Annotated in this window: 19 protein-coding genes; 13 read left to right on the top strand and 6 right to left on the bottom strand. The window is 56.3% G+C overall.

Going from position 1 to position 18,037, the window contains the following annotated elements:
• Positions 1–210: 210 nt before the first annotated feature.
• The 13 genes from HNR62_RS09135 to HNR62_RS09075 all read left to right on the top strand — a co-directional run bounded on the left by HNR62_RS09135 (position 211) and on the right by HNR62_RS09075 (position 10,047).
• Positions 211–765 (top strand): response regulator, encoded by a 555-nt coding sequence (locus HNR62_RS09135; protein ID WP_204795773.1) that lies wholly within the window; start codon positions 211–213, stop codon positions 763–765.
• A 133-nt stretch (positions 766–898) separates the two neighbouring features.
• Positions 899–2,518, top strand: a complete 1,620-nt coding sequence (locus tag HNR62_RS09130; protein ID WP_204795772.1) for a GspE/PulE family protein — start codon at positions 899–901, stop codon at positions 2,516–2,518.
• A complete protein-coding gene (locus HNR62_RS09125; protein WP_204795771.1) occupies positions 2,499–3,311 on the top strand; it encodes a hypothetical protein in 813 nt (270 codons plus the stop codon). Before HNR62_RS09130 ends, HNR62_RS09125 begins: the two co-directional genes overlap by 20 nt.
• A 1-nt stretch (position 3,312) precedes the next feature.
• The gene (locus HNR62_RS09120) at positions 3,313–3,858 is read left to right on the top strand and encodes a pilus assembly protein (RefSeq protein WP_204795770.1); all 546 of its coding nucleotides are present in this window, start codon (positions 3,313–3,315) and stop codon (positions 3,856–3,858) included.
• Positions 3,845–4,393 carry a GspMb/PilO family protein gene (locus HNR62_RS09115; protein ID WP_204795769.1) on the top strand — a complete coding sequence of 183 codons (549 nt, stop codon included), beginning with the start codon at positions 3,845–3,847 and terminating at the stop codon, positions 4,391–4,393. Before HNR62_RS09120 ends, HNR62_RS09115 begins: the two co-directional genes overlap by 14 nt.
• Positions 4,393–4,938 (top strand): hypothetical protein, encoded by a 546-nt coding sequence (locus HNR62_RS09110; protein ID WP_204795768.1) that lies wholly within the window; start codon positions 4,393–4,395, stop codon positions 4,936–4,938. The genes HNR62_RS09115 and HNR62_RS09110 overlap by 1 nt, the downstream gene beginning before the upstream one ends.
• Positions 4,939–5,039: 101 nt before the next feature.
• Entirely contained in the window at positions 5,040–6,848 is a 1,809-nt protein-coding gene (locus tag HNR62_RS09105; protein WP_204795767.1) for a secretin N-terminal domain-containing protein, read from the top strand.
• A 9-nt stretch (positions 6,849–6,857) separates the two neighbouring features.
• On the top strand, positions 6,858–7,331 hold the full coding sequence (locus HNR62_RS09100) for a type II secretion system protein (RefSeq protein ID WP_204795766.1): 474 nt from the start codon (positions 6,858–6,860) through the stop codon (positions 7,329–7,331).
• A gap of 3 nt (positions 7,332–7,334) precedes the next feature.
• Positions 7,335–7,703 carry a type II secretion system protein gene (locus HNR62_RS09095; RefSeq protein ID WP_204795790.1) on the top strand — a complete coding sequence of 123 codons (369 nt, stop codon included), beginning with the start codon at positions 7,335–7,337 and terminating at the stop codon, positions 7,701–7,703.
• Positions 7,690–8,175: a type II secretion system protein gene (locus HNR62_RS09090; RefSeq protein WP_204795765.1), complete on the top strand. Its 486-nt coding sequence runs from the start codon at positions 7,690–7,692 to the stop codon at positions 8,173–8,175. Before HNR62_RS09095 ends, HNR62_RS09090 begins: the two co-directional genes overlap by 14 nt.
• 55 nt (positions 8,176–8,230) lie before the next feature.
• Entirely contained in the window at positions 8,231–8,734 is a 504-nt protein-coding gene (gene csgE, locus HNR62_RS09085) for a curli production assembly/transport protein CsgE (RefSeq protein WP_204795764.1), read from the top strand.
• An 8-nt stretch (positions 8,735–8,742) separates the two neighbouring features.
• Positions 8,743–9,141 (top strand): curli assembly protein CsgF, encoded by a 399-nt coding sequence (locus HNR62_RS09080; RefSeq protein ID WP_239552703.1) that lies wholly within the window; start codon positions 8,743–8,745, stop codon positions 9,139–9,141.
• Between the two features lie 51 nt (positions 9,142–9,192).
• The gene (locus tag HNR62_RS09075; RefSeq protein ID WP_204795762.1) at positions 9,193–10,047 is read left to right on the top strand and encodes a CsgG/HfaB family protein; all 855 of its coding nucleotides are present in this window, start codon (positions 9,193–9,195) and stop codon (positions 10,045–10,047) included.
• A 14-nt stretch (positions 10,048–10,061) separates the two neighbouring features.
• Here the strand turns inward: HNR62_RS09075 and HNR62_RS09070 are convergent, their stop codons facing one another.
• The 6 genes from HNR62_RS09070 to HNR62_RS09045 all read right to left on the bottom strand — a co-directional run bounded on the left by HNR62_RS09070 (position 10,062) and on the right by HNR62_RS09045 (position 17,484).
• Complete coding sequence (locus HNR62_RS09070) at positions 10,062–10,445, bottom strand: hypothetical protein (RefSeq protein WP_204795761.1); 384 nt, start codon at positions 10,443–10,445, stop codon at positions 10,062–10,064.
• A gap of 114 nt (positions 10,446–10,559) precedes the next feature.
• Positions 10,560–11,699 (bottom strand): hypothetical protein, encoded by a 1,140-nt coding sequence (locus tag HNR62_RS09065; RefSeq protein ID WP_204795760.1) that lies wholly within the window; start codon positions 11,697–11,699, stop codon positions 10,560–10,562.
• 185 nt (positions 11,700–11,884) lie between these two features.
• Positions 11,885–13,228, bottom strand: a complete 1,344-nt coding sequence (locus HNR62_RS09060; protein WP_204795759.1) for a hypothetical protein — start codon at positions 13,226–13,228, stop codon at positions 11,885–11,887.
• Positions 13,229–13,292: 64 nt separating this feature from the next.
• Positions 13,293–13,793 carry a hypothetical protein gene (locus HNR62_RS09055; RefSeq protein WP_204795758.1) on the bottom strand — a complete coding sequence of 167 codons (501 nt, stop codon included), beginning with the start codon at positions 13,791–13,793 and terminating at the stop codon, positions 13,293–13,295.
• An 85-nt stretch (positions 13,794–13,878) separates the two neighbouring features.
• A complete protein-coding gene (locus tag HNR62_RS09050; protein WP_204795757.1) occupies positions 13,879–16,107 on the bottom strand; it encodes an Ig-like domain-containing protein in 2,229 nt (742 codons plus the stop codon).
• Between the two features lie 24 nt (positions 16,108–16,131).
• Positions 16,132–17,484 (bottom strand): hypothetical protein, encoded by a 1,353-nt coding sequence (locus HNR62_RS09045; RefSeq protein WP_204795756.1) that lies wholly within the window; start codon positions 17,482–17,484, stop codon positions 16,132–16,134.
• Positions 17,485–18,037 lie beyond the last annotated feature (553 nt).

The following is an 18,037-nucleotide window of genomic DNA, read 5'->3' as shown; positions in this document are numbered from 1 at the left end:
TCCCCAAAATTGGGGAAATCAGTGTTACCCACCCACCTTTTCCTCTATTTTTGGGATAGACGCATCATATCTGATATAAATTTCGGCTATTTTCATGAAATACGGGATAAATTCACGGTATTTTTTTGGCGTGAAGTATGCATGTTTACGTCTGGATGCGTGCTACTGCAGCAGGAAAGCCCGCTTGGAAAATAATAGGAGTTTTCCATTATGAATTACAAGGTGTTAATAGTCGAAGATGAACTTATTTTAGCGCAAAACCTCAAGCTTTATCTCGAGTTTCAACAGCTGGAGGTTCAGGTTGTCAGTAACGGGGCCAGTGCTATCAGTCTGGTACAGAATGATTTTACTCCAGACATTATCGTACTCGACTTTCGTTTGCCGGATATGGCAGGACTCCTGGCATTGGATACCATTCATCAATACTGGAATGGTCATTGCGTATTAATGACAGGAAATCCGATCAATGATGTTCGCGAACAGGCAGTGCAGCGCGGAATAAGCTACATTCTATTTAAACCTTTTCCACTGGCGGAGTTGGCCCGGGCAATACGGGCGTTAAGGGACGTTAGTCAGAGCAATCATTGCGATGTCGGCTCGCTCGAGAAGAGAGAAGATCGCAGGAGCCGTCAGCGCAGTGACTTTCCATTACAGATGTATGATGGCACCTGGGTATATGCTGAACGGCGTCAGTCTGAGCAAGCTGACATTCCGGATATAATCAGCTCAAAAGATGAATCGACCGAGGATAACGGTCGAACCTAATGCGCGAGGGAAGGTCATGGATAGACGATCCTTATTGATGGGGGTTGAGCCTGATAATCAGGACATACAGGATAGAGCAGCTACACCCGTCACGCCTCGCTTCGATGCAGGGCTATTAGGTCATGCGCGAACCTTGTCCGCTGAAAGTGGACGGCGGCTGGTGGTCGAGCTGGAAGAACTGGTGGCGCTGACGCCGGATGAGTTTACGCTGAACCTGGGGCAGAGCCTGCATTACCCTGTGCTGGACAGCGAACGCCTGTTTTCCTGTGTGCCCTGCTTCGAGCGCGTGTCATTGGCACAAGCGCTCAAACGAGAGTTTGTCATGGTCCAGCTGGACCAGCAGCCGGTGGGCGTTTTTTCCGATCCATTCGACGATGCAAGGTTGGCGTGGATCGACGCCTGTCTGGACGGTGCCCCCTTGTACCTGGTACACAGAGAAGCGCTGGTTGCTTATCTGGCCCGTCATGAAGAGACATACCAGGCCGTTGGTACTCTGAATGCCGAGACCGAGCCCCATGATGACAGTGATGTCACGCTGGAAAACCTGTCCTTGACCAGTATCAGCGAAGATCCCAGCCTGGTAGTCAAACTGGTCAACTCAACCCTCTACGATGCCCTGAAAATACATGCCAGTGATATACATATTGGTATGACGGGGCAGGGGCTGGTTATTAAATACCGTATCGATGGGGTGTTGAATAATATCAGTCGCGTACATGGCAGTGATATTGCGGAGCAGGTTATTTCTCGCGTTAAGGTGATGGCAGAGCTGGATATCGGCGAAAAACGAGTGCCCCAGGACGGCCGTTTCAAGATTGCGATAAAAGGGCGACAAATAGATTTTCGAGTCTCCATTATGCCCAGCATCTTTGGTGAAGATGCGGTATTGAGGGTACTCGACAAGCAGGAGTTGGCGGACAAGACCCAGGGGGTTCACCTGGAGTCGCTAGGCTTTGAAGAAGCCACCTTGCGTCACCTGCGGCGGCTGGCAGCTGAGCCCTATGGCATGGTACTGGTCACCGGGCCGACGGGCAGCGGCAAGACCACCACCCTTTATGCGATGCTGACCGAAATCAACCATGGCGTAGACAAGATCATCACCATTGAGGATCCGGTCGAATACCAGCTGCCCGGAGTGCTGCAAATCCCGGTTAACGAGAAGAAAGGACTGACCTTTTCTCGTGGGCTACGCTCCATTCTGCGTCACGATCCGGACAAAATCATGGTCGGTGAAATTCGAGATCCCGATACCGCCCAAATAGCCGTGCAATCTGCGCTCACCGGTCATCTTGTGTTTACCACTATTCATGCCAACAACGTGTTTGATGTTATTGGTCGTTTTACCCAGATGGCAGTCGATCCCTACAGCTTCGTATCCGCACTTAACGCGGTATTAGCCCAGCGCTTGCTTCGCCTGGTGTGTCCGTCCTGTGTCACTCCCGTTACTCCCAGTCAGAATGAGCTGCAAGCCTCGGGGCTGGACAGCGCCAGTATCGAGGGGTTCCATTTTGTGCACGGCACCGGCTGCGGCCATTGCCGGGGAACCGGCTATCACGGCCGCACGGCGATCGCCGAATTATTACAGTTGGACGATGAGCTGCGCCAGCTGATCATCGACCGCCGGCCGGTTGCCGAGCTCAAAGAACTCGCCTGTCAACGTGGGCTGCATTTGTTACGCAGCTCGGCGCTGGCGCTGGTACGTGAAGGACGAACCACCCTGGAGGAGATCAACCGTGTCACTTTTGTCGACTGAGCGTTATATCGCCGTCCTGGGTGGTGAAGGAGTGGGTTTATGCCGAAGCTCGCGGGATGGATTGGTGTGGCTGGGCCGTGCCGACAACAAGGAGAGTGAAAAGTCGGGCTGGCTAGCGGCACTGGAAGGGTTGGAACGCTTGTTCGAACAGGTGTCGAGTCGGGGACGGGCCAAACTGTATGTGCTGGTCTCTAATCAGTTTACCCGCTATTGCCTGCTTCCCTGGAGTGAGCAAATCGACTCGCCTGGCGAGTTACAGAATTATGCCGGTATTTGTTTTGAGGAGATCTATGGCTCGCTCAATAATGAGTGGCAGTTTCGTTTTTCGCCCGAAGCCGGGGGGCGGACTCGTTTGGCGGCGGCTATGCCAGCTGAATTGCTCCTCAGCTTGCAACAGAGCGCCAACAGCAGAGGCTGGCAACTAGGCTCGGTACAACCTTATCTGATGGCGGCGTTCAACCGCTTTTCCAAAGCGCTGCCCGAGGATGACTTTTTGTTCATTCTCGCGGAACCCAAGCGCAGTACCTTGCTGTTGGCACAAGGAGGGCACTGGGCGCACGTACGTTCGTTGTCGAGTGACGATACCGATCAGGCGCTGGGCATCCTGATTGAACGGGAAAGGGAGTTGCAGGAACTCGAAGGCTCGCCGGTGTCACAAGTTTACCTGCATGCACCAGGCCGAGCCGAGTCGCCACCCAGTCCGGTTTGTGCGGTGCTCACCCATCCCCTTGCTCTACCCCTACCCGAAGTGGGGGGAGATTATCTTTATACCATGGCAATGGCGGTACTCTGATATGCGGTCACTCGAACTCGACTTTCAATCTCGTCCACGGGCCAGTCTACCGGGGTGGGGGTTGCTGCTGCTGGCCGTCATTGTTGTCCTGTTTAGCCTGCTATACCAATGGCGACTCACCGCCGCCACAGAAGACCAGCAGCATGAACTCGCACGGGTAGAAGGAACTTTGCCGGGACGCAATGCGGCCACGGGGGCTGCCGCAGGCTATGCCAGCCCGGTGCAAGAGGCCGAATTGAAAGAGATCCGCCGGGTGTCCGAACAGATGAACCGCCCCTGGGAGGGGCTGTTTACCCTGCTTGAAACTATGTCGCGGGAGGACGTATCTCTGCTGTTACTGGCACCGGATGCGCACAAGCGGCAGATACGCATCTCGGCCGAGTCTCGTGATTTGCCGGCCATGCTGGCCTTTCATCGTCAGCTTGAGCAAAGTGATGAATTAAGCGATGTGTCGCTATTGAGCCACGAGATAGTGGCGAGTGTGGCCGAACGGCCGATTCGCTTCACCCTGCTGGCGACCTGGGAGGTGAACCATGAGTATCCCTAAGCTGATCCTCCAGGAGCAGTGGCAACGATTGGGCTGGCCTGGCTGGACAGGAGGGCTGTTGCTGCTGTTGGCGCTGGGTTACGGTGTTCTGGTGCTCTTGCCGGAACGGCAGCATTTGGCGACGCTGAAGCAGCGTACCAGCCAGGCCGTTGAATACCGCGAGCGGCTGGAGCAGGGGCTGGATGTGCCGCCAGCGGCGCCGGGACAGCAAGTGGATGATTTTTATCAGGCTTTGCCGGCACAGATGGATGCCACGACCGCCATCGATCGTATTTATGTGTTGGCCGATCAGGAACACATCTCTTTGTCCCGCGGTGAATATGCACTGGGGGTTGATCCAAAAACGCAACTGGTACGTTATCAAATTCTGTTGCCGGTGCGTGGCAGCTACCCTCAATTGCGGCGTTTTCTCCATGGACTCCTGGCCGAATTACCCGCGGTGGTACTGGAGGAAGTAGATTTTCGGCGTAAGCAGATTGCCGATGCCCAACTCGAAGGCCGAATTCGTATGACATTATATTTGTCGAGGTTGTGATGGAACACCGCAAACGACTTTACTGGGTGATTTTTTTGGGACTGGCCGGCGTTATTGCCATTATCCCCGAATACTTTTTTACCGAAGAGAGCGCAAGTATGCCCGTCCAGACAAGGGCGGACTTCTCACCGCAGGAGCAAGGGCAGTTGGCGACATTACGTTCTGGCCAAAAGTCGGTGAGTATGAGAAAACAGGAGGGCAGTATCAGGAGGGAAAAACAGGCAGTAGAAACCAGTACCGATCTGTTTGCCCCCCATAGCTGGTATGTGGCACCGCCGCGAGTACCGGTGGCTGTGGTCCCCGTGTACTCACCTCCGCCGCGGCGTCCTGTGGCGCCCCCTCTGCCTTTTCGTTTTATTGGCAAACTGGATGACAGCCAGAAAATGCTGGTTTTTTTACAACGAGGAGAAGAGGTTCATGTTGTTAGTGTCGGTGATGTGATCGACGGCACTTACCGGGTAGATGGAGTTACCGACGACAGGATGACGTTGGTCTATCTGCCTCTGCAAGCGACTCAGTCTCTAAATGTAGGGAGCAAACTATGATAGTGGCAGCACGGGTTAATGACGACGGAATGACGTTAGCCTGCCTGCCTTTTCCGGCGGTGATTTCTGTTTCTGGCGGGAAGGCTTGGGTAAGGAAAAGAGTGACCGGGTGTTCGTGGGGCCGCTGGTTGATCATGATAGCAGGGCTGGTTCTGCTGGCCGGATGTGCCGGTGTGAGCCGGCATGAGGGCCTGACGCTTATCGAGTCGGGGAGCTACGAGGAAGGGCTGGCTAAGCTCGAGCAGAGCGCCGCGGAAAAGCCACGCAACACGGCCCTGCAGCTTACGCTGGCAACGCAGCGCAAGAAGGTATTAACGACCTTGTTGAGTCAGGCCGACATGGCCAGAGCTTCACGAGACTTCGTGAGTGCCCGGCTTGGCTATCAACGGGTACTGGGCATTGAGCGCTATAATGCCAGAGCACAAGAAGGGCTGCGTCAACTGGATGAGATGCGCTATATCAGCGACATGCTTCGGCATGGGCAGACGGCGCTGCGACGAGGTGATTTAAGTGGCGCCGAGCAGCAGGTACGCTCCATTTTCGCCCTGGATCCGAAACACGAAGGCGGGCGACAGTTACAGCGCAGCATCGAAACACTCAGGGCGCGTACGCGTACTCCCTATCCGCAGTTACGTTCCCGCTTGAGCCGTCCGGTAACCCTGGAGTTCAGAGACGCCAATCTGAAAGTTATCTTCGAGGTGCTGGCGAGTACAGCCGGGTTGAACTTTATCTTCGATAAAGACATCAGGCCGGATCTCAAGGCGTCGATATTTGTGCGTCAAGTCAGCATCGAAGACGCCGTTGATCTGCTGTTGCAACAGAATCAGTTGCATCAGAAGGTGATCAACGACAATACCATTCTGATTTATCCCGACTCGCCACAAAAACTGAAGGATTATCAGGATTTGGTGATGCGCACTTTCTACCTGACCAATACCGATGCCAACTCGGCGCTTAATCTGATTAAGACCATGCTTAAAACCCGGGATATCTTTATTGACGAACGGCTCAATACCCTGACCATGAGAGATTCGCAGGACGCGGTGCGTATGGCCGAAATGTTGTTGTTGTCGCAAGATCAAGCCAGCCCTGAAGTGGTGCTGGAGCTGGAAGTGATGGAAGTGTCCCAGCAGCGAATTCTTGACCTGGGGCTGCAATGGCCCAACACCTTTGGTGTGATTAACGCAGATGGATCCGCTATCGGAATTCTGGATCAGTTGCGGGGTATAGATTCGGGGCGCATCACCATATCACCGTCTCCTCAGCTCAGGATTAATGCCCAGGATAATGACGTGAATACCTTGGCCAGTCCGGTGATCCGGGTGACCAACAAGGAGCAGGCCAAGATCCATATTGGCCAGCGAGTTCCTATTATCAGTGCCACCTCGGTGCCCTCCACTCAGGGGCCGGTAATTACCGAAACCATCACCTATCTGGATGTGGGTCTGAAGCTGGATGTAGAGCCGACCATTTATCTTAACGATGAGGTGGGGATCAAAATATCTCTGGAGGTGAGCAACGCTACGCCACAGCGGCCCACCAGTACGGGAACCATTCCGGTACAGATAGATACTCGCAATGCGATGACCACGCTGCGGCTGCGTGATGGCGAAACCCAGTTGCTGGCCGGCCTGATGCGTAATGACCATTCTTCCAGCGGTAACAAGATCCCGGGGCTCGGTGATGTTCCCGGTTTGGGTCGACTGTTTGGCAGTAATCAGAATACGGTCGGCAAGTCGGAACTGGTGTTGTCCATTACTCCGCGAATTGTTCGCAACCTGCCATACCGCAGCCCCAGCGACATGGAGTTCTCGAGCGGCACCGAGAGCCACTTGCAGCTGCAACCCGTTTCGGTACCACTGCCTTCGCTAGGAGCCGAAGGGCTGGACAGGGAATCGCCGGCATCCTGAGGAGGCTTTATGTTGCAGCGATTACGGGGTTTTTCACTGATCGAAATGGTGATCACCATGGCGCTGGTGGCGCTGCTTGCCAGCATGGCATTACCCATGACGGAAACCGTGATCCGTCGCGGCCACGAGCAGGAGCTTAAAACGGCCTTGTACCAGCTCCGTGATGCCATTGATGCCTACAACATGGCGGCGACAGCCGGGTATATTCAAACGTCGGCCAATGAAAGTGGTTACCCTCCCTCCCTGCAGGTGCTGGTGGAAGGGGTACGCGACGTACGAGATGTCAAAGGTGGAAAAATCTACTTCTTACGCCGCATACCACGAGATCCTTTTGCCGATCAACGACGGGAGGCGGCAGAGCACTGGGGGTTGCGTGCCTACGATAGCCCGGCAGATGAGCCTAGGGCCGGGGACGATGTCTTCGATGTTTATTCATTGGCTCCCGGCACGGGGCTTAACGGTGTTCCATATCGAGCATGGTGACTTATGAAACGGAACCTGGGTTTTACCCTGATTGAACTGCTGGTAGTGATGGGCATTATCGCCATGCTACTGACGGTGGCGGGGCCACGTTATTTTACCAGCCTGGAAAAGGCGAAGGAGACCACGCTCCGCCAGAGTCTGTCGGTAATGCGTGAGGCGCTCGATCAATATTATGGCGATACCGGCCACTACCCGGACTCCCTTGAGCAGCTGGTGGAGCAGCGCTATCTGCGCAGGTTGCCGCAGGATCCCATTATCGAGCGCAGTGACTCATGGGTCATAGTGCCACCGCCGGAGGGTAACGGGGTGGGGGATATCAAAAGCGGAGCCCCCGGCCAGGCCCGGGATGGAAGTCGGTATGCGCAGTGGTAGCGGTGTGGCCGCAGGACAACAGGGATTTACCTATATCGGGGTGCTGTTCCTGGTGGTGTTAATGGGATTGGCGCTGGCCGGAACCGGGCAACTCTGGTCACTGGGTAGTCAGCGCGCCAAGGAAAGGGAGCTACTGTGGGTAGGGACTCAGTATGCCCAGGCACTGCGCAGCTACTACCGCAGCTCGCCGGGCGTGGCCCGGTATCCGCAACGGCTGGAAGAATTGCTGGAGGATCCCCGTTTCCCTCAGGTTCGTCGCCATCTGCGCCGTCTCTACCCGGATCCGATGACCGGAAGTCATGACTGGGGGCTGATCCTGTCCGTTGATGGCCGCATTGCCGGCGTTTACAGCCGATTGCAGGCGCAGCCGTTAAAGCAGGCGAACTTCCCGGCTCAGTGGGTGGAGTTCGAGCGTATGGGCAGCTATCGGGACTGGCAGTTTGTGGCGGAAAGGTCCTTTCTGGTGAACTGACCTCAAGCCAGGTTGCCGCGCTATGGGGTCTACAATCATGACAGGGATTAGCGAAATGAAATATCAGACGAGCAATCATCCAGAGTGTGCTTGTGTACCCAGTAAGAGCGCACTATTTGTCACTGTGGCCGAGAGCTGGAGGATAGCTAAAAGTTCCCGTTCGGGAGGAAGGCGACCACTATTAATGGGGTTGCTACTGCTGTTGTTGACGGCAGGGAGCGTGAACGCGAATGAGGATGAGATGATGGGGTTTATCGTCGATAACAGTATTTCTCGCGTCGGGCATGAGTTCTATCGTTATTTCACCGAGCGGTTGCGGGATACCAGTAAACTGGACTTTAATCTGGTGGTGCGCGAACGACCATCGGCCCGTTGGGGCAGCCTGGTGTGGGTAGAGTATGAAGGACGAACCCTTTATCGTAATTTTCTGGCCCCGAATACCTCGCAGTTGCAGTCGGTCGCGCATGAAGCGGCGGATTTGATACGTGAAGAAGTTGCCCGACAGAAGTTGGAAAATATGTTTCAGGATACATTTGATTTGGAGAGGGATGAATTATGAAGATAAAAATGACATCGACTTCGCTCTGTCTCTGGCTGGCCGCCAGTTGTTTTGCCGGATCGAGTCAGGCCACCGAGCTGGTTTATACTCCCATTAACCCCACCTTTGGTGGCAGCCCTTTGAACGGTTCTTTTTTGCTGGGTAGTGCCCAGGCTCAGAATAAACACAAGGATCCGGATCTGGAGAGCCGCACAAGAAGTACCCAAACGGCGCTGGAGCGTTTTACCTCCCAACTGGAATCGCGCCTGCTGTCACAGTTGCTGACTAATATCCAGGACGGCAATACCGGTAGCCTGACCACGGATGCCTTTATGATAGATCTTGAGGATGACGCAGGAATTTTGAGTATTGTGATTACCGACCGAGTAACCGGCGAGGTATCGGAAGTGGTCGTTAACGGCTTGTAATTACAGCCATAATAAACCGCTGTATCAAGGTCTAACAAGGATGTCGAGACAATGAACAGATTAATCATGCTGACCCTGGTGTCAATGGCGCTGTCGGGTTGTGCGGTGCGCGAGCCTGTACAGGCGAAGATGGAACCTGAAACACCGACCCTGACGCCGCGGGCGTCGACCTATTATGATCTGCTGGCGCTGCCCAGCCCCAAGGGGAGACTGGTTGCCGCCGTCTATGGTTTTCGTGATCAAACCGGCCAGTACAAACCCACACCGGCCAGCTCTTTTTCTACCAGTGTGACCCAGGGCGCCGCCAGCATGCTGGTGGATGCGTTGCAAGCCAGTGGCTGGTTTCACGTGCTGGAACGTGAAGGGCTGCAGAATGTACTGACCGAACGCAAGATTATCCGCGCCTCCCAGAACAAGCCCAACACACCAGTTAACATTCAGGATGATTTGCCACCGTTGCAGGCGGCCAACCTGCTGCTGGAAGGGGGAATCATCGCCTACGACACCAATGTGCGCAGTGGTGGAGAGGGGGCGGCCTATCTGGGGATCAGCCTTTCGCACGAGTACCGGGTCGATCAGGTCACGGTTAACCTGCGCGCGGTGGATGTGCGCAGTGGGCGAGTGCTGGCCAACGTCATGACCAGCAAAACCATCTATTCGGTGGGATACAAGGCGGGAGTCTTCAAATTCATCGAATTCAAGGAGCTGCTGGAAGCCGAAGCGGGCTACACCACCAATGAACCGGCCCAGCTCAGTGTCTTGTCGGCAATTGAGGCGGCGGTGGCCCATATGATTGCGCAGGGTATCGAGCAGCGTCTGTGGCAGGCAGCCGACGACAGTAGCTTCGAGCAGTCGTCGTTGCCGAAATATCTCGGCGAGGTGTCGATGTCCCCTGAGCGTGGGTAATAAGGCAGTGCCACTTAGGCCCTGATGATATCTGTGGTATGAGGGCCGTTGGTTGTGGTCTGTTTCAGTTCGATGGTGCGTGTTTCGGGAGCCTGCTCGATATTGTCAATCCACCAGTACAGGCTGGCCTCGATTCGTCCGGGACCGGGTGCCGTTATCTGATTGATTACCGGACATTCGGGCTCGGCTTCCGTTCGTAGCTCTCCGCTCTGAACGGTGCGACTGCGTCCTGCGCTACTGTTTGACAGCACCTGCAGTTTGAAGCGCACCCTCTGACCCGCCCCCTGAAAACACAGGCTGACTTGCACTTGCGCCGGGGCCCGCCTGTAAATATCGAATTGAAGGCTGACCGGCGAGTCGCCCGTCAGCATAACGGCGGATAACAGCATGGCTAGCATGGAATCTGACCCAGTGTTGAAACTAGTGTGGAAACTATTGTTGAAAACCGCTGGCAATCAGCAAGGCGGCAAAAATAAAGCCGCCCACGAGGGCGGCATTGAGTGGGGTTCTGCTTAGTTCTGGATGGTGGTCGCCATGTTGCCGTTGCCGGTCTGGGTGATATAGGCAGCCTGGTTGAAGTTGGCCTGAGTGACAGTGGCCTGGTTACCACTGCCGGATACCTGTGCGATATCGACCCAGTTGCCGCCGCCGGACTGGTTCAGTGAGACGATGCCGTTATCGCCGTTGCTGTAGCCCTTCACAGTGTTACCGCCACCGCTTTGCACCGAGGTCAGACTGTTGCCAATACCCTCCTGATCGAAATACAGCTCGTTGGCGCTGGTGCCTTCTTGTCTGAAGTTCATCTCGTTGTAGTCACCATTCTGGTTCAGCATGGCAATCTGACCGGAGCCGTACTGGCCGCCGTTGTTATAACTACCGTCCAGGGTGCCGGTGCCGACGGTGTTGCCGGTGCCGTTCGAGATGAGCGTCAGGCTGTGGTTGGCGCCTTCCTGGTGGAGGACACTGTCGTTATTACTTCCGGTTTGGATGATGTTTGCCATCACTTCGTAGGCGTCGTACTGATTTACCGTGGCTATGTTGGCCGTACCCTCCTGCCAGAGCGTCGCCTGGTTAGCTGAGCCGTCAAACTGATCGACAAACAGGTCATTGTTGGTCCCGATTTGGGTGACGCTAGAGTTACTGCCCTGCTGAAGTTCTTGCCAGGAGGTGGCGATGTTGCCCGAGCCCGACTGCGACACTGTGGTGGTATTATCGGAGCCGTAATATTGTAGGACGAGAGTATCGTTAAGCTCCGAGCCCACGCCGCCGTATTGAGTCACGGTAATGGTACTGTCATATTCCTCCTCCTGTTCTGTTACGGCGAGGCTGCCGTCGCCAGTCTGGGTGATGTCGCTCTGGTTACCGCTGCCGTACTCTTGAAGGACCGAAGCGTCGTTGTCATTTCCGAGCTGTGTGGTTAAGGAGTGGCTGTTCAGCTCGTCGTCCTGTTTGGCTTCAGCCAGGTTGTTGTTGCCGGTCTGGCTCTGGGTCACGGTGCTGAAGTTGGCCGCGGTCTGGGTCACCTCGGCGGTGTTGTAATCACCGTCCTGGATCTGGGTAGAGGTGCTGTCGTCTGCCAGCACCTGCACGCTGAGCAGGGTCATCATGGCCGCGGCGACTGGCGTAATTTTAAACTTGGTCAGGTTAAACATGGTATTACCTCCAAAGGGTATTTTCCGTGTGCATCACAAATGAACATTCTGTCTGTCACTGATACTGGCGAGAGCCGTCTTGGGCGATACTGCCTTGCAGCCCGGTTCTGAACTGCAAGGTACCGGCGCCGTGCTTGGCGCCGGTCTGCACTATCAATGCCCGATGGGCGGCACCCTGTTGTGGCTCAGTACTGGTTGGCGGTTGCCATGTTGCCGTTGCCGGTCTGGGTGATATAGGCAGCCTGGTTGAAGTTGGCCTGGGTGACAGTGGCCTGGTTACCAATGCCGGATACCTGTGCTATCTCGACCCGGTTGCCGCCGCCGGACTGGTCCAGGGTGACGATACCGTCATCGCCGTTGCTGTAGCCCTTCACATAGTTACCGCCACCGCTTTGTACCGAAGTCAACATGTTGCCGCTACCATCCTGATCGAAATACAGCTCGTTGGCGCTGGTGCCTTCTTGTCTGAAGTTCATCTGGTTGTTGGTACCATCCTGCTTCAGCGTGGCAATCTGGCCGGTGCCGTACTGGCCACCAGCGTTGTTAGTTCCTTCCGGGGTGCCGGCGTCGACTGTGTTGCCGGTGCCACTTGAGTGAACCGTCAGGCGGTGGTCGTTGCCTTCCTGGTAGAGGTAGCTGACGTTACCACTGCCGACTTGGGTGACGCTGGTTGTTACCCAGTCAGCGTTGTATTGCTGGACCAGGGCGGCCTGGGTATTACCCACTTGCCAGATCGTCGCCTGATTGGAGTCGCCCATGAATTGGTCGATAATCGCTTCGTTAATGGTGCCGCCGCCGGTGCCGTGCTGGGTGATGCTGGAGATACTGCCCTGCTGACCCGTCTGCCAGATTTCCGAGTAGCTTTTAGCGCCCCCCTGCAACACGGTGGCGGTGTTAACCGAGCCGCCAGCCTGCTGCACGTAAGTATCGTTAAGCTCCTGGTTCTGAGTCACGGTAATGGCACTGTCGTATTCCAGCAGCTGTACGGTCGCGGCCCGGTTGCCGTTGTCATTCTGGCTGATAGTAGCAGTATTGCCGCCGCCGTCACTTTGAAAGACTGAGGCCTCGTTGTCATTACCTTCCTGTGTGGTTGATGAGGTGCTGCCAATCTCTGCTACCTGCCAGGAGCTGGATTTGTTCCGGTTACCGACCTGGGTCTGGGTGGTGGTGCCGGTTTCCCCCGATCTCTGGACGCTAAGCGCATCGTTGAGCTCTCCCTCCTGGTTCTGCACCGTGCTGCTGTTCAGTTCGCCGTCCTGATCGGCGTAGGCCGCGTTGGTGGTGCCGGCCTGAATTTGCTCTACGGTTTTGTTCGAGTCGGTCTGATAAGATATGGCCTGGTTGCTAGTCCCTGTTTGAGTCTGCATTGTGGAGCTGTAGCTGGCGTTGCTCTGGGTCACCTCGGCGGTGTTTAAGTCACCATACTGGGTCTGGGTAGAGGTGCTATCGTCTGCCAGCACCTGCACGCTGAGCAGGGTCATCATGGCCGCGGCGACCGGCGTAATTTTAAACTTGACTAGGTTAAACATGGTATTACCTCCAAAGGATATTTTACGAGTACGTCACAAATGAACATGTTGTCTGTTTTGTCTGTTACTGATACTGGCGAACCAGTACCTGCAGCTGGTTGCCGTATTGGGCGATACTGCCTTGCAGCCCACTCCCGGACTGCTCGATACGGGCACCGTTGTTGGCGCCGGCCTGTACTATCAATGCCTGGTTATCGGCACCTTCTTGTGAAATAAAGGCCGTATTACCCTGACCCGACTGATTAATCATTGCCATCTGGCTACCTCCTTGTTGCAAGATATAGGCTTCCTGATCCGTACCGGCCTGCACGATAATTCCGAGCAGAGACGAACCGGACTGGTTTAAGTACGCCAGGTTGTTCTGACCCTGCTGGAGCACTGCCGCCAGCTGAGCCTGTGCTGTACTACCGGGTTCGCCTGTCCCTGGCGCTATCAAATCGGCATTCCCGGCCAGGTCGAAGTTCTCCATCAAATCTGCCGCCTGGGGCGGCGGACTGACCAGGCAGAAGCAGAAGCCAAGCACAAGTGCTTTATAGTGGCGTAGCCAGTCTGTCTGGTGTGACATAATGTCAGCTCCTTCTGGTTTTTCTTGCTGCCTGGTTTCCCGGCAGTAAAGCCTGCCTCCGCGACCTTGCAGAGGCAGGGGGACGCTATCGGATAGTCAACGGCACCGTACTGGTGTTACCGAAGGCCGAGCTGATAGTGACGGTCGGGTTCTCCGCCAGCACCAGGCCGGAGGTTCGGGCCGACAACTGCCAGTTGCCGGCCGCAGTTGGCGTTACCGTGCCCAGTAATTCGGGACCATCGATGCCCGATACCGTGACGGTAATGCTGTTATCGGTGGCCACCGTGGTTTGGCCTTGCAGTGCCCAGCTCTGGCGGCCACGTCTATCACGGAGCTCGGCGCTGGTGACCGTTAGGTTCTCAGCCGTGTCCGGTTGTGGCGACACCGTGACAGTGACCGTGGCTGGCGACGAGATCGCACCGAGCGAGTCTTGTGCCTGGTAGGTGAAGATGGCGTCAAAGGCGCTGGTGACCGACACCGGCGGCGTATAGGTCAGAGTGAGTCCGTTGCTATCAACGGTGCCCTGACCTGCAGCCGGCTGGGTAAGGCCGACGATGCCGAGCGGCGTATTGCCTTCCGGATCGCTGTCGTTATCCAGTACCTGCAGCGTGATTGGTGTGCCGGCGGTAGTGGCACCATTGTCTGCCTGAGCAACCGGCGGCTGGTTTTGGTCTACATCTGCTGGCGACACCCTGACCGTGACCGTGGCTGGCGACGAGATCGCACCGAGCGAGTCTTGTGCCTGGTAGGTGAAGATGGCGTCAAAGGCGCTGGTGACCAACGCCGGTGGTGTATAGGTCAGAGTGAGTCCGTTGCTATCAACGGTGCCCTGACCAGCAGCCGGCTGGGTGAGGCCTACGATGCCGAGCGGCGTATTGCCTTCCGGATCGCTGTCGTTATCCAGTACCTGCAGCGTGATCTGTACGCCGGCGGTAGTGGCACCGTTGTCTGCCTGGGCAACCGGCGGCTGGTTTTCGTCGACAACAGGAGCGCTGCCGATAACGATAACCGGCTCGGAATCAGCGCCGCCGGCGGCAGACTGCACCCGGATACTGGCGGGCGGTTGGGGCAAATCGACTATGGTCAGGCTCTGCACTGTGCCCGATTTGCTCAACGGACCGAAGCCGGTGGCAACCAGATCCGGTACCTGGGCTTCATCACTGGATGTCGCCTCTATGCGAAGGGTGTTATCGTCCCACGAGTAGGTGGCGCTATTGATTTTGACGATGTCAACCAACGAGCTGGACAGGGAACTGGATGGTGCTGCCCCGGTTGGCGAGCTGGCGGTCACCACGATCAAGGACGGCAACGCTGCTGACGGAGGCTGCTGCACAAAGAAGCGGCCGTTATTGTCGGCGGTCAGGTCGGTCAGGCAAGGGCTGCCGTCGACTAATGCCAGGGTTTCGCGGAAGCAGACCTCGGCATTTGCCGATGAGCTGGCGAAGACCTCGATGTTCGTCTGCTCAGTGGTGCGTTGGTAGCTCGCTCGCTCGATGTCCAGTGGAATCGAGGGAGCCGAGTCGCGTACCTTGCCAGAGAGGGTGAACAGATCGCTCTCTATTCTCCCCGGCGGGCCATCGATGCGTACAAAGTTGGTATTGAGGGGGCTACCGGTGACCGGCTCGGTCAGGTTGGGATTACCAATAAAGGTTTCGGGTAGCCCTGTATCCGGGTTGGTCTCGGTATAGAGCCCATTCACGCTTTGCAGGAAGGGGCCCAGATCTCCCCCCAGGGCTCCTGTGAAGTCGCCCGGTGCACCTATTCCGATGTCACGGGTCATGTTGATGGCCCTCCTGCCGACATCGGCTGCGTCTACCACGAAGGTTTCGACGCCGTAAGGGTGGGTGACGGTATAGGTCCCAGCTACTGGCACCGAGGCGCGGATACGAATGCGGGCAAAGCCCACCTGATCGCCTGCTTTCGGTTCTTCCGCGGCGAAAGCGGCCTCCAGGGCGGCGACATACACCTCGAGCTCATAGCCGCTGTTACCGACTTCGGGGATGGAGGTCTCGGCCAGAAACCAGAATGTCTCTCCTGGCCAGTTGTCCGGGAAGATCAGAGGGTCGGCATCGTCAAAGACCCCGGGCTCGTTGATTAAGGTACACATGTAGGCACCGGCAGTGCCTCCGTTGACAGCTTTGGATGTACACAGCTCCAGTTGCAGACCATTTTCGTCCTCATACCAAAGCGGAAAACCACCGGATATGGCCGTATGGGGCCCTGGCGCCACCACCGACAGCGCGGCCTGGGCCGGCCCGACGGTGGCGACAAACAGCCCTATGGGAGTGATGATTGTTCTTGTCCATTTGTTCATGATGCCTCCTGGCTCACTGAATATTTAGGGCTGAATAATGACTTCTTCGAGATCACTGCCGCCGTTGGCCGATTCCACCCGTATCTGGGCGGGAGGAATCGGCGTGCTGTTGGTGGTCAGCGTCTTGATTGGCCCGGCTCCAGCGAGCGTGCCGATGTCGTTACCGTTGCTGAACACGGTCAGGGTCGGTGATGCCGTTTCGTCGCTGCTGCTGGCCGATATGGTGAGCTGGCCGTTTGCCGGGTTGTATGTAGCACTGTGGATCTGCACCAGATCGACCAGGGGCGTAGTGACTGTGGCTGCCGTACTGTTGGGGATGGCCAATTGGTTGTCGGCGCTCAGGTTCAGGGTCACTGGTAGGGTGGTGGGGTTGCTGCTCGATTGCCCGTACCAGTTGCCGGTAGTGTTGGCTTCGGTCATCTCTACGCTGACATTGGACGAGTCAGTGAAACTGGCTGTGCCCGGGGGCGGTGGGGCTTGCAGAAACACATCCTGCTGGGCCTCAACGCCGCTGACACCATTTTTGCGGGAGTAGGTGGCGCGTTCGACCTTGGCCGGGGTGGTCAGGCCGACGGCAGACAGTTTGCCCGTCACGGCGAACACGTCAGTGCGTAAATCGACTCCCTCCGGGCCCTGAATACGAATATAGTTGGTATCAAAGGGGCTGCCGGTGACTTCTTCCAGCAGGTTGGGATCGCCAATAAAGGTTTCGACTACCCCGGTATCCGGGTTGGGTTCCGTATAGGGACCGTTCACGCTACGCAGAAAAGGCCCTACATCACCGGCCAGGGCGCCGTCATAGGTTTGGGGCGCACCTATGCCGATATCCCGGGTCATGTTGATGGCCCGTCCCCCCACATCGGCTGCGTCTACCTCGAACACCTCGGTGCCGTAAGGGTGGGTGACTATGTAAGTACCGGCCGTGGGCACATCTACCCGAATACGGATACGGGCGAAACTGACCTGATCTCCTTCAACCACTTCCTCGGCGGCGAACGCGGCTTCCAAGGCTGAACCGTAGGCTAAATCGATGCCCGAGGCCGTATCCACTATGCTGGCATCACCGGTAAACCAGAAGGCTTCGCCGGGGAAGTTAGTGGGAAAGTTGACCGGTTGCGTATCATCAAATCCCGGCTCGGGCAACAGTGCGCACATATAGGAAGGGGCATCCGGTGCCCCCGGGACGCGAGAGCTGGTTGCCTTTGACAGGCACAGATCAAGTACCCGACCGTGAGTATCCTGATACCAGGCGGCAAAGCCTCCATTTTCCTGCAGATAAGGCCCAGGGTCTACGGCATTCAGTGCCGCCTGCGCCGATTGCCCCGTGATCATCACGAGCAAAAGCGCGGTTGCGGTGTTGAGTGTTGTTTTTTGCATTTTTTTTCCTCCGGCCATGAACGGTGCCCCTCATCCTTGAATCCGTTTCAATCACAAAGAGGCTTCAAACAGAAAAGGCAATATCCATACCAGTCTTTATTTCTGGCGAAGATGGCGCTGGGGCAAGGCATGGCCGATGTGGAGATGCATTTATTTCGGTATGGATTCGGGGGAATCCACCCATCTTTGGGTATTTTTGGGGTTGGGGCCGCTTGGGCATGTAGCGTCTGGCGGCAACCGGATGCCGCAAGCCATGATGTCACAGCGAGGTTTTTGGATGGTTAAGCGGTATTTAACGAAATCGGGCAAGGGGAGAAGGAAGATACGGGCTGATTGAGATCCGACAGCCACGGCAAGCAATGCCGGTGACAGTCGGCTCGGGGTTAATGACGGCCTAAGCATCTCCTGTAACCGATATGGATTTGGGTGCGAGTTTGCCTGTATCGTCACCCCCGCGCCTTTATCGTCACCCCCGCGAAGGCGGGGGGCCAGTGCCTTTGCAGGTGCCCCGCAGGCTGACAGTGCTTCGCCACTGCTTCTGGATTCCCGCCTT

The organism is Oceanisphaera litoralis (assembly GCF_016907015.1).
In the GTDB taxonomy this organism is placed as follows: Bacteria; Pseudomonadota; Gammaproteobacteria; order Enterobacterales; family Aeromonadaceae; genus Oceanimonas; species Oceanimonas litoralis.
The sequence above is the reverse complement of the archived record's forward strand: the minus strand, read 5'-3'. Positions and strand labels throughout refer to the sequence as shown.

Coding starts and splice junctions, on each gene's coding strand:
- HNR62_RS09135 (WP_204795773.1), top strand. CDS start 211: ATGAATTACAAGGTGTTAATAGTCGAAGATGAACTTATTTTAGCGCAA.
- HNR62_RS09120 (WP_204795770.1), top strand. CDS start 3,313: ATGCGGTCACTCGAACTCGACTTTCAATCTCGTCCACGGGCCAGTCTA.
- HNR62_RS09115 (WP_204795769.1), top strand. CDS start 3,845: ATGAGTATCCCTAAGCTGATCCTCCAGGAGCAGTGGCAACGATTGGGC.
- HNR62_RS09110 (WP_204795768.1), top strand. CDS start 4,393: ATGGAACACCGCAAACGACTTTACTGGGTGATTTTTTTGGGACTGGCC.
- HNR62_RS09100 (WP_204795766.1), top strand. CDS start 6,858: ATGTTGCAGCGATTACGGGGTTTTTCACTGATCGAAATGGTGATCACC.
- HNR62_RS09095 (WP_204795790.1), top strand. CDS start 7,335: ATGAAACGGAACCTGGGTTTTACCCTGATTGAACTGCTGGTAGTGATG.
- HNR62_RS09090 (WP_204795765.1), top strand. CDS start 7,690: ATGCGCAGTGGTAGCGGTGTGGCCGCAGGACAACAGGGATTTACCTAT.
- csgE (WP_204795764.1), top strand. CDS start 8,231: ATGAAATATCAGACGAGCAATCATCCAGAGTGTGCTTGTGTACCCAGT.
- HNR62_RS09080 (WP_239552703.1), top strand. CDS start 8,743: ATGACATCGACTTCGCTCTGTCTCTGGCTGGCCGCCAGTTGTTTTGCC.
- HNR62_RS09075 (WP_204795762.1), top strand. CDS start 9,193: ATGAACAGATTAATCATGCTGACCCTGGTGTCAATGGCGCTGTCGGGT.
- HNR62_RS09070 (WP_204795761.1), bottom strand. CDS start 10,445: ATGCTAGCCATGCTGTTATCCGCCGTTATGCTGACGGGCGACTCGCCG.
- HNR62_RS09065 (WP_204795760.1), bottom strand. CDS start 11,699: ATGTTTAACCTGACCAAGTTTAAAATTACGCCAGTCGCCGCGGCCATG.
- HNR62_RS09060 (WP_204795759.1), bottom strand. CDS start 13,228: ATGTTTAACCTAGTCAAGTTTAAAATTACGCCGGTCGCCGCGGCCATG.
- HNR62_RS09055 (WP_204795758.1), bottom strand. CDS start 13,793: ATGTCACACCAGACAGACTGGCTACGCCACTATAAAGCACTTGTGCTT.
- HNR62_RS09050 (WP_204795757.1), bottom strand. CDS start 16,107: ATGAACAAATGGACAAGAACAATCATCACTCCCATAGGGCTGTTTGTC.
- HNR62_RS09045 (WP_204795756.1), bottom strand. CDS start 17,484: ATGCAAAAAACAACACTCAACACCGCAACCGCGCTTTTGCTCGTGATG.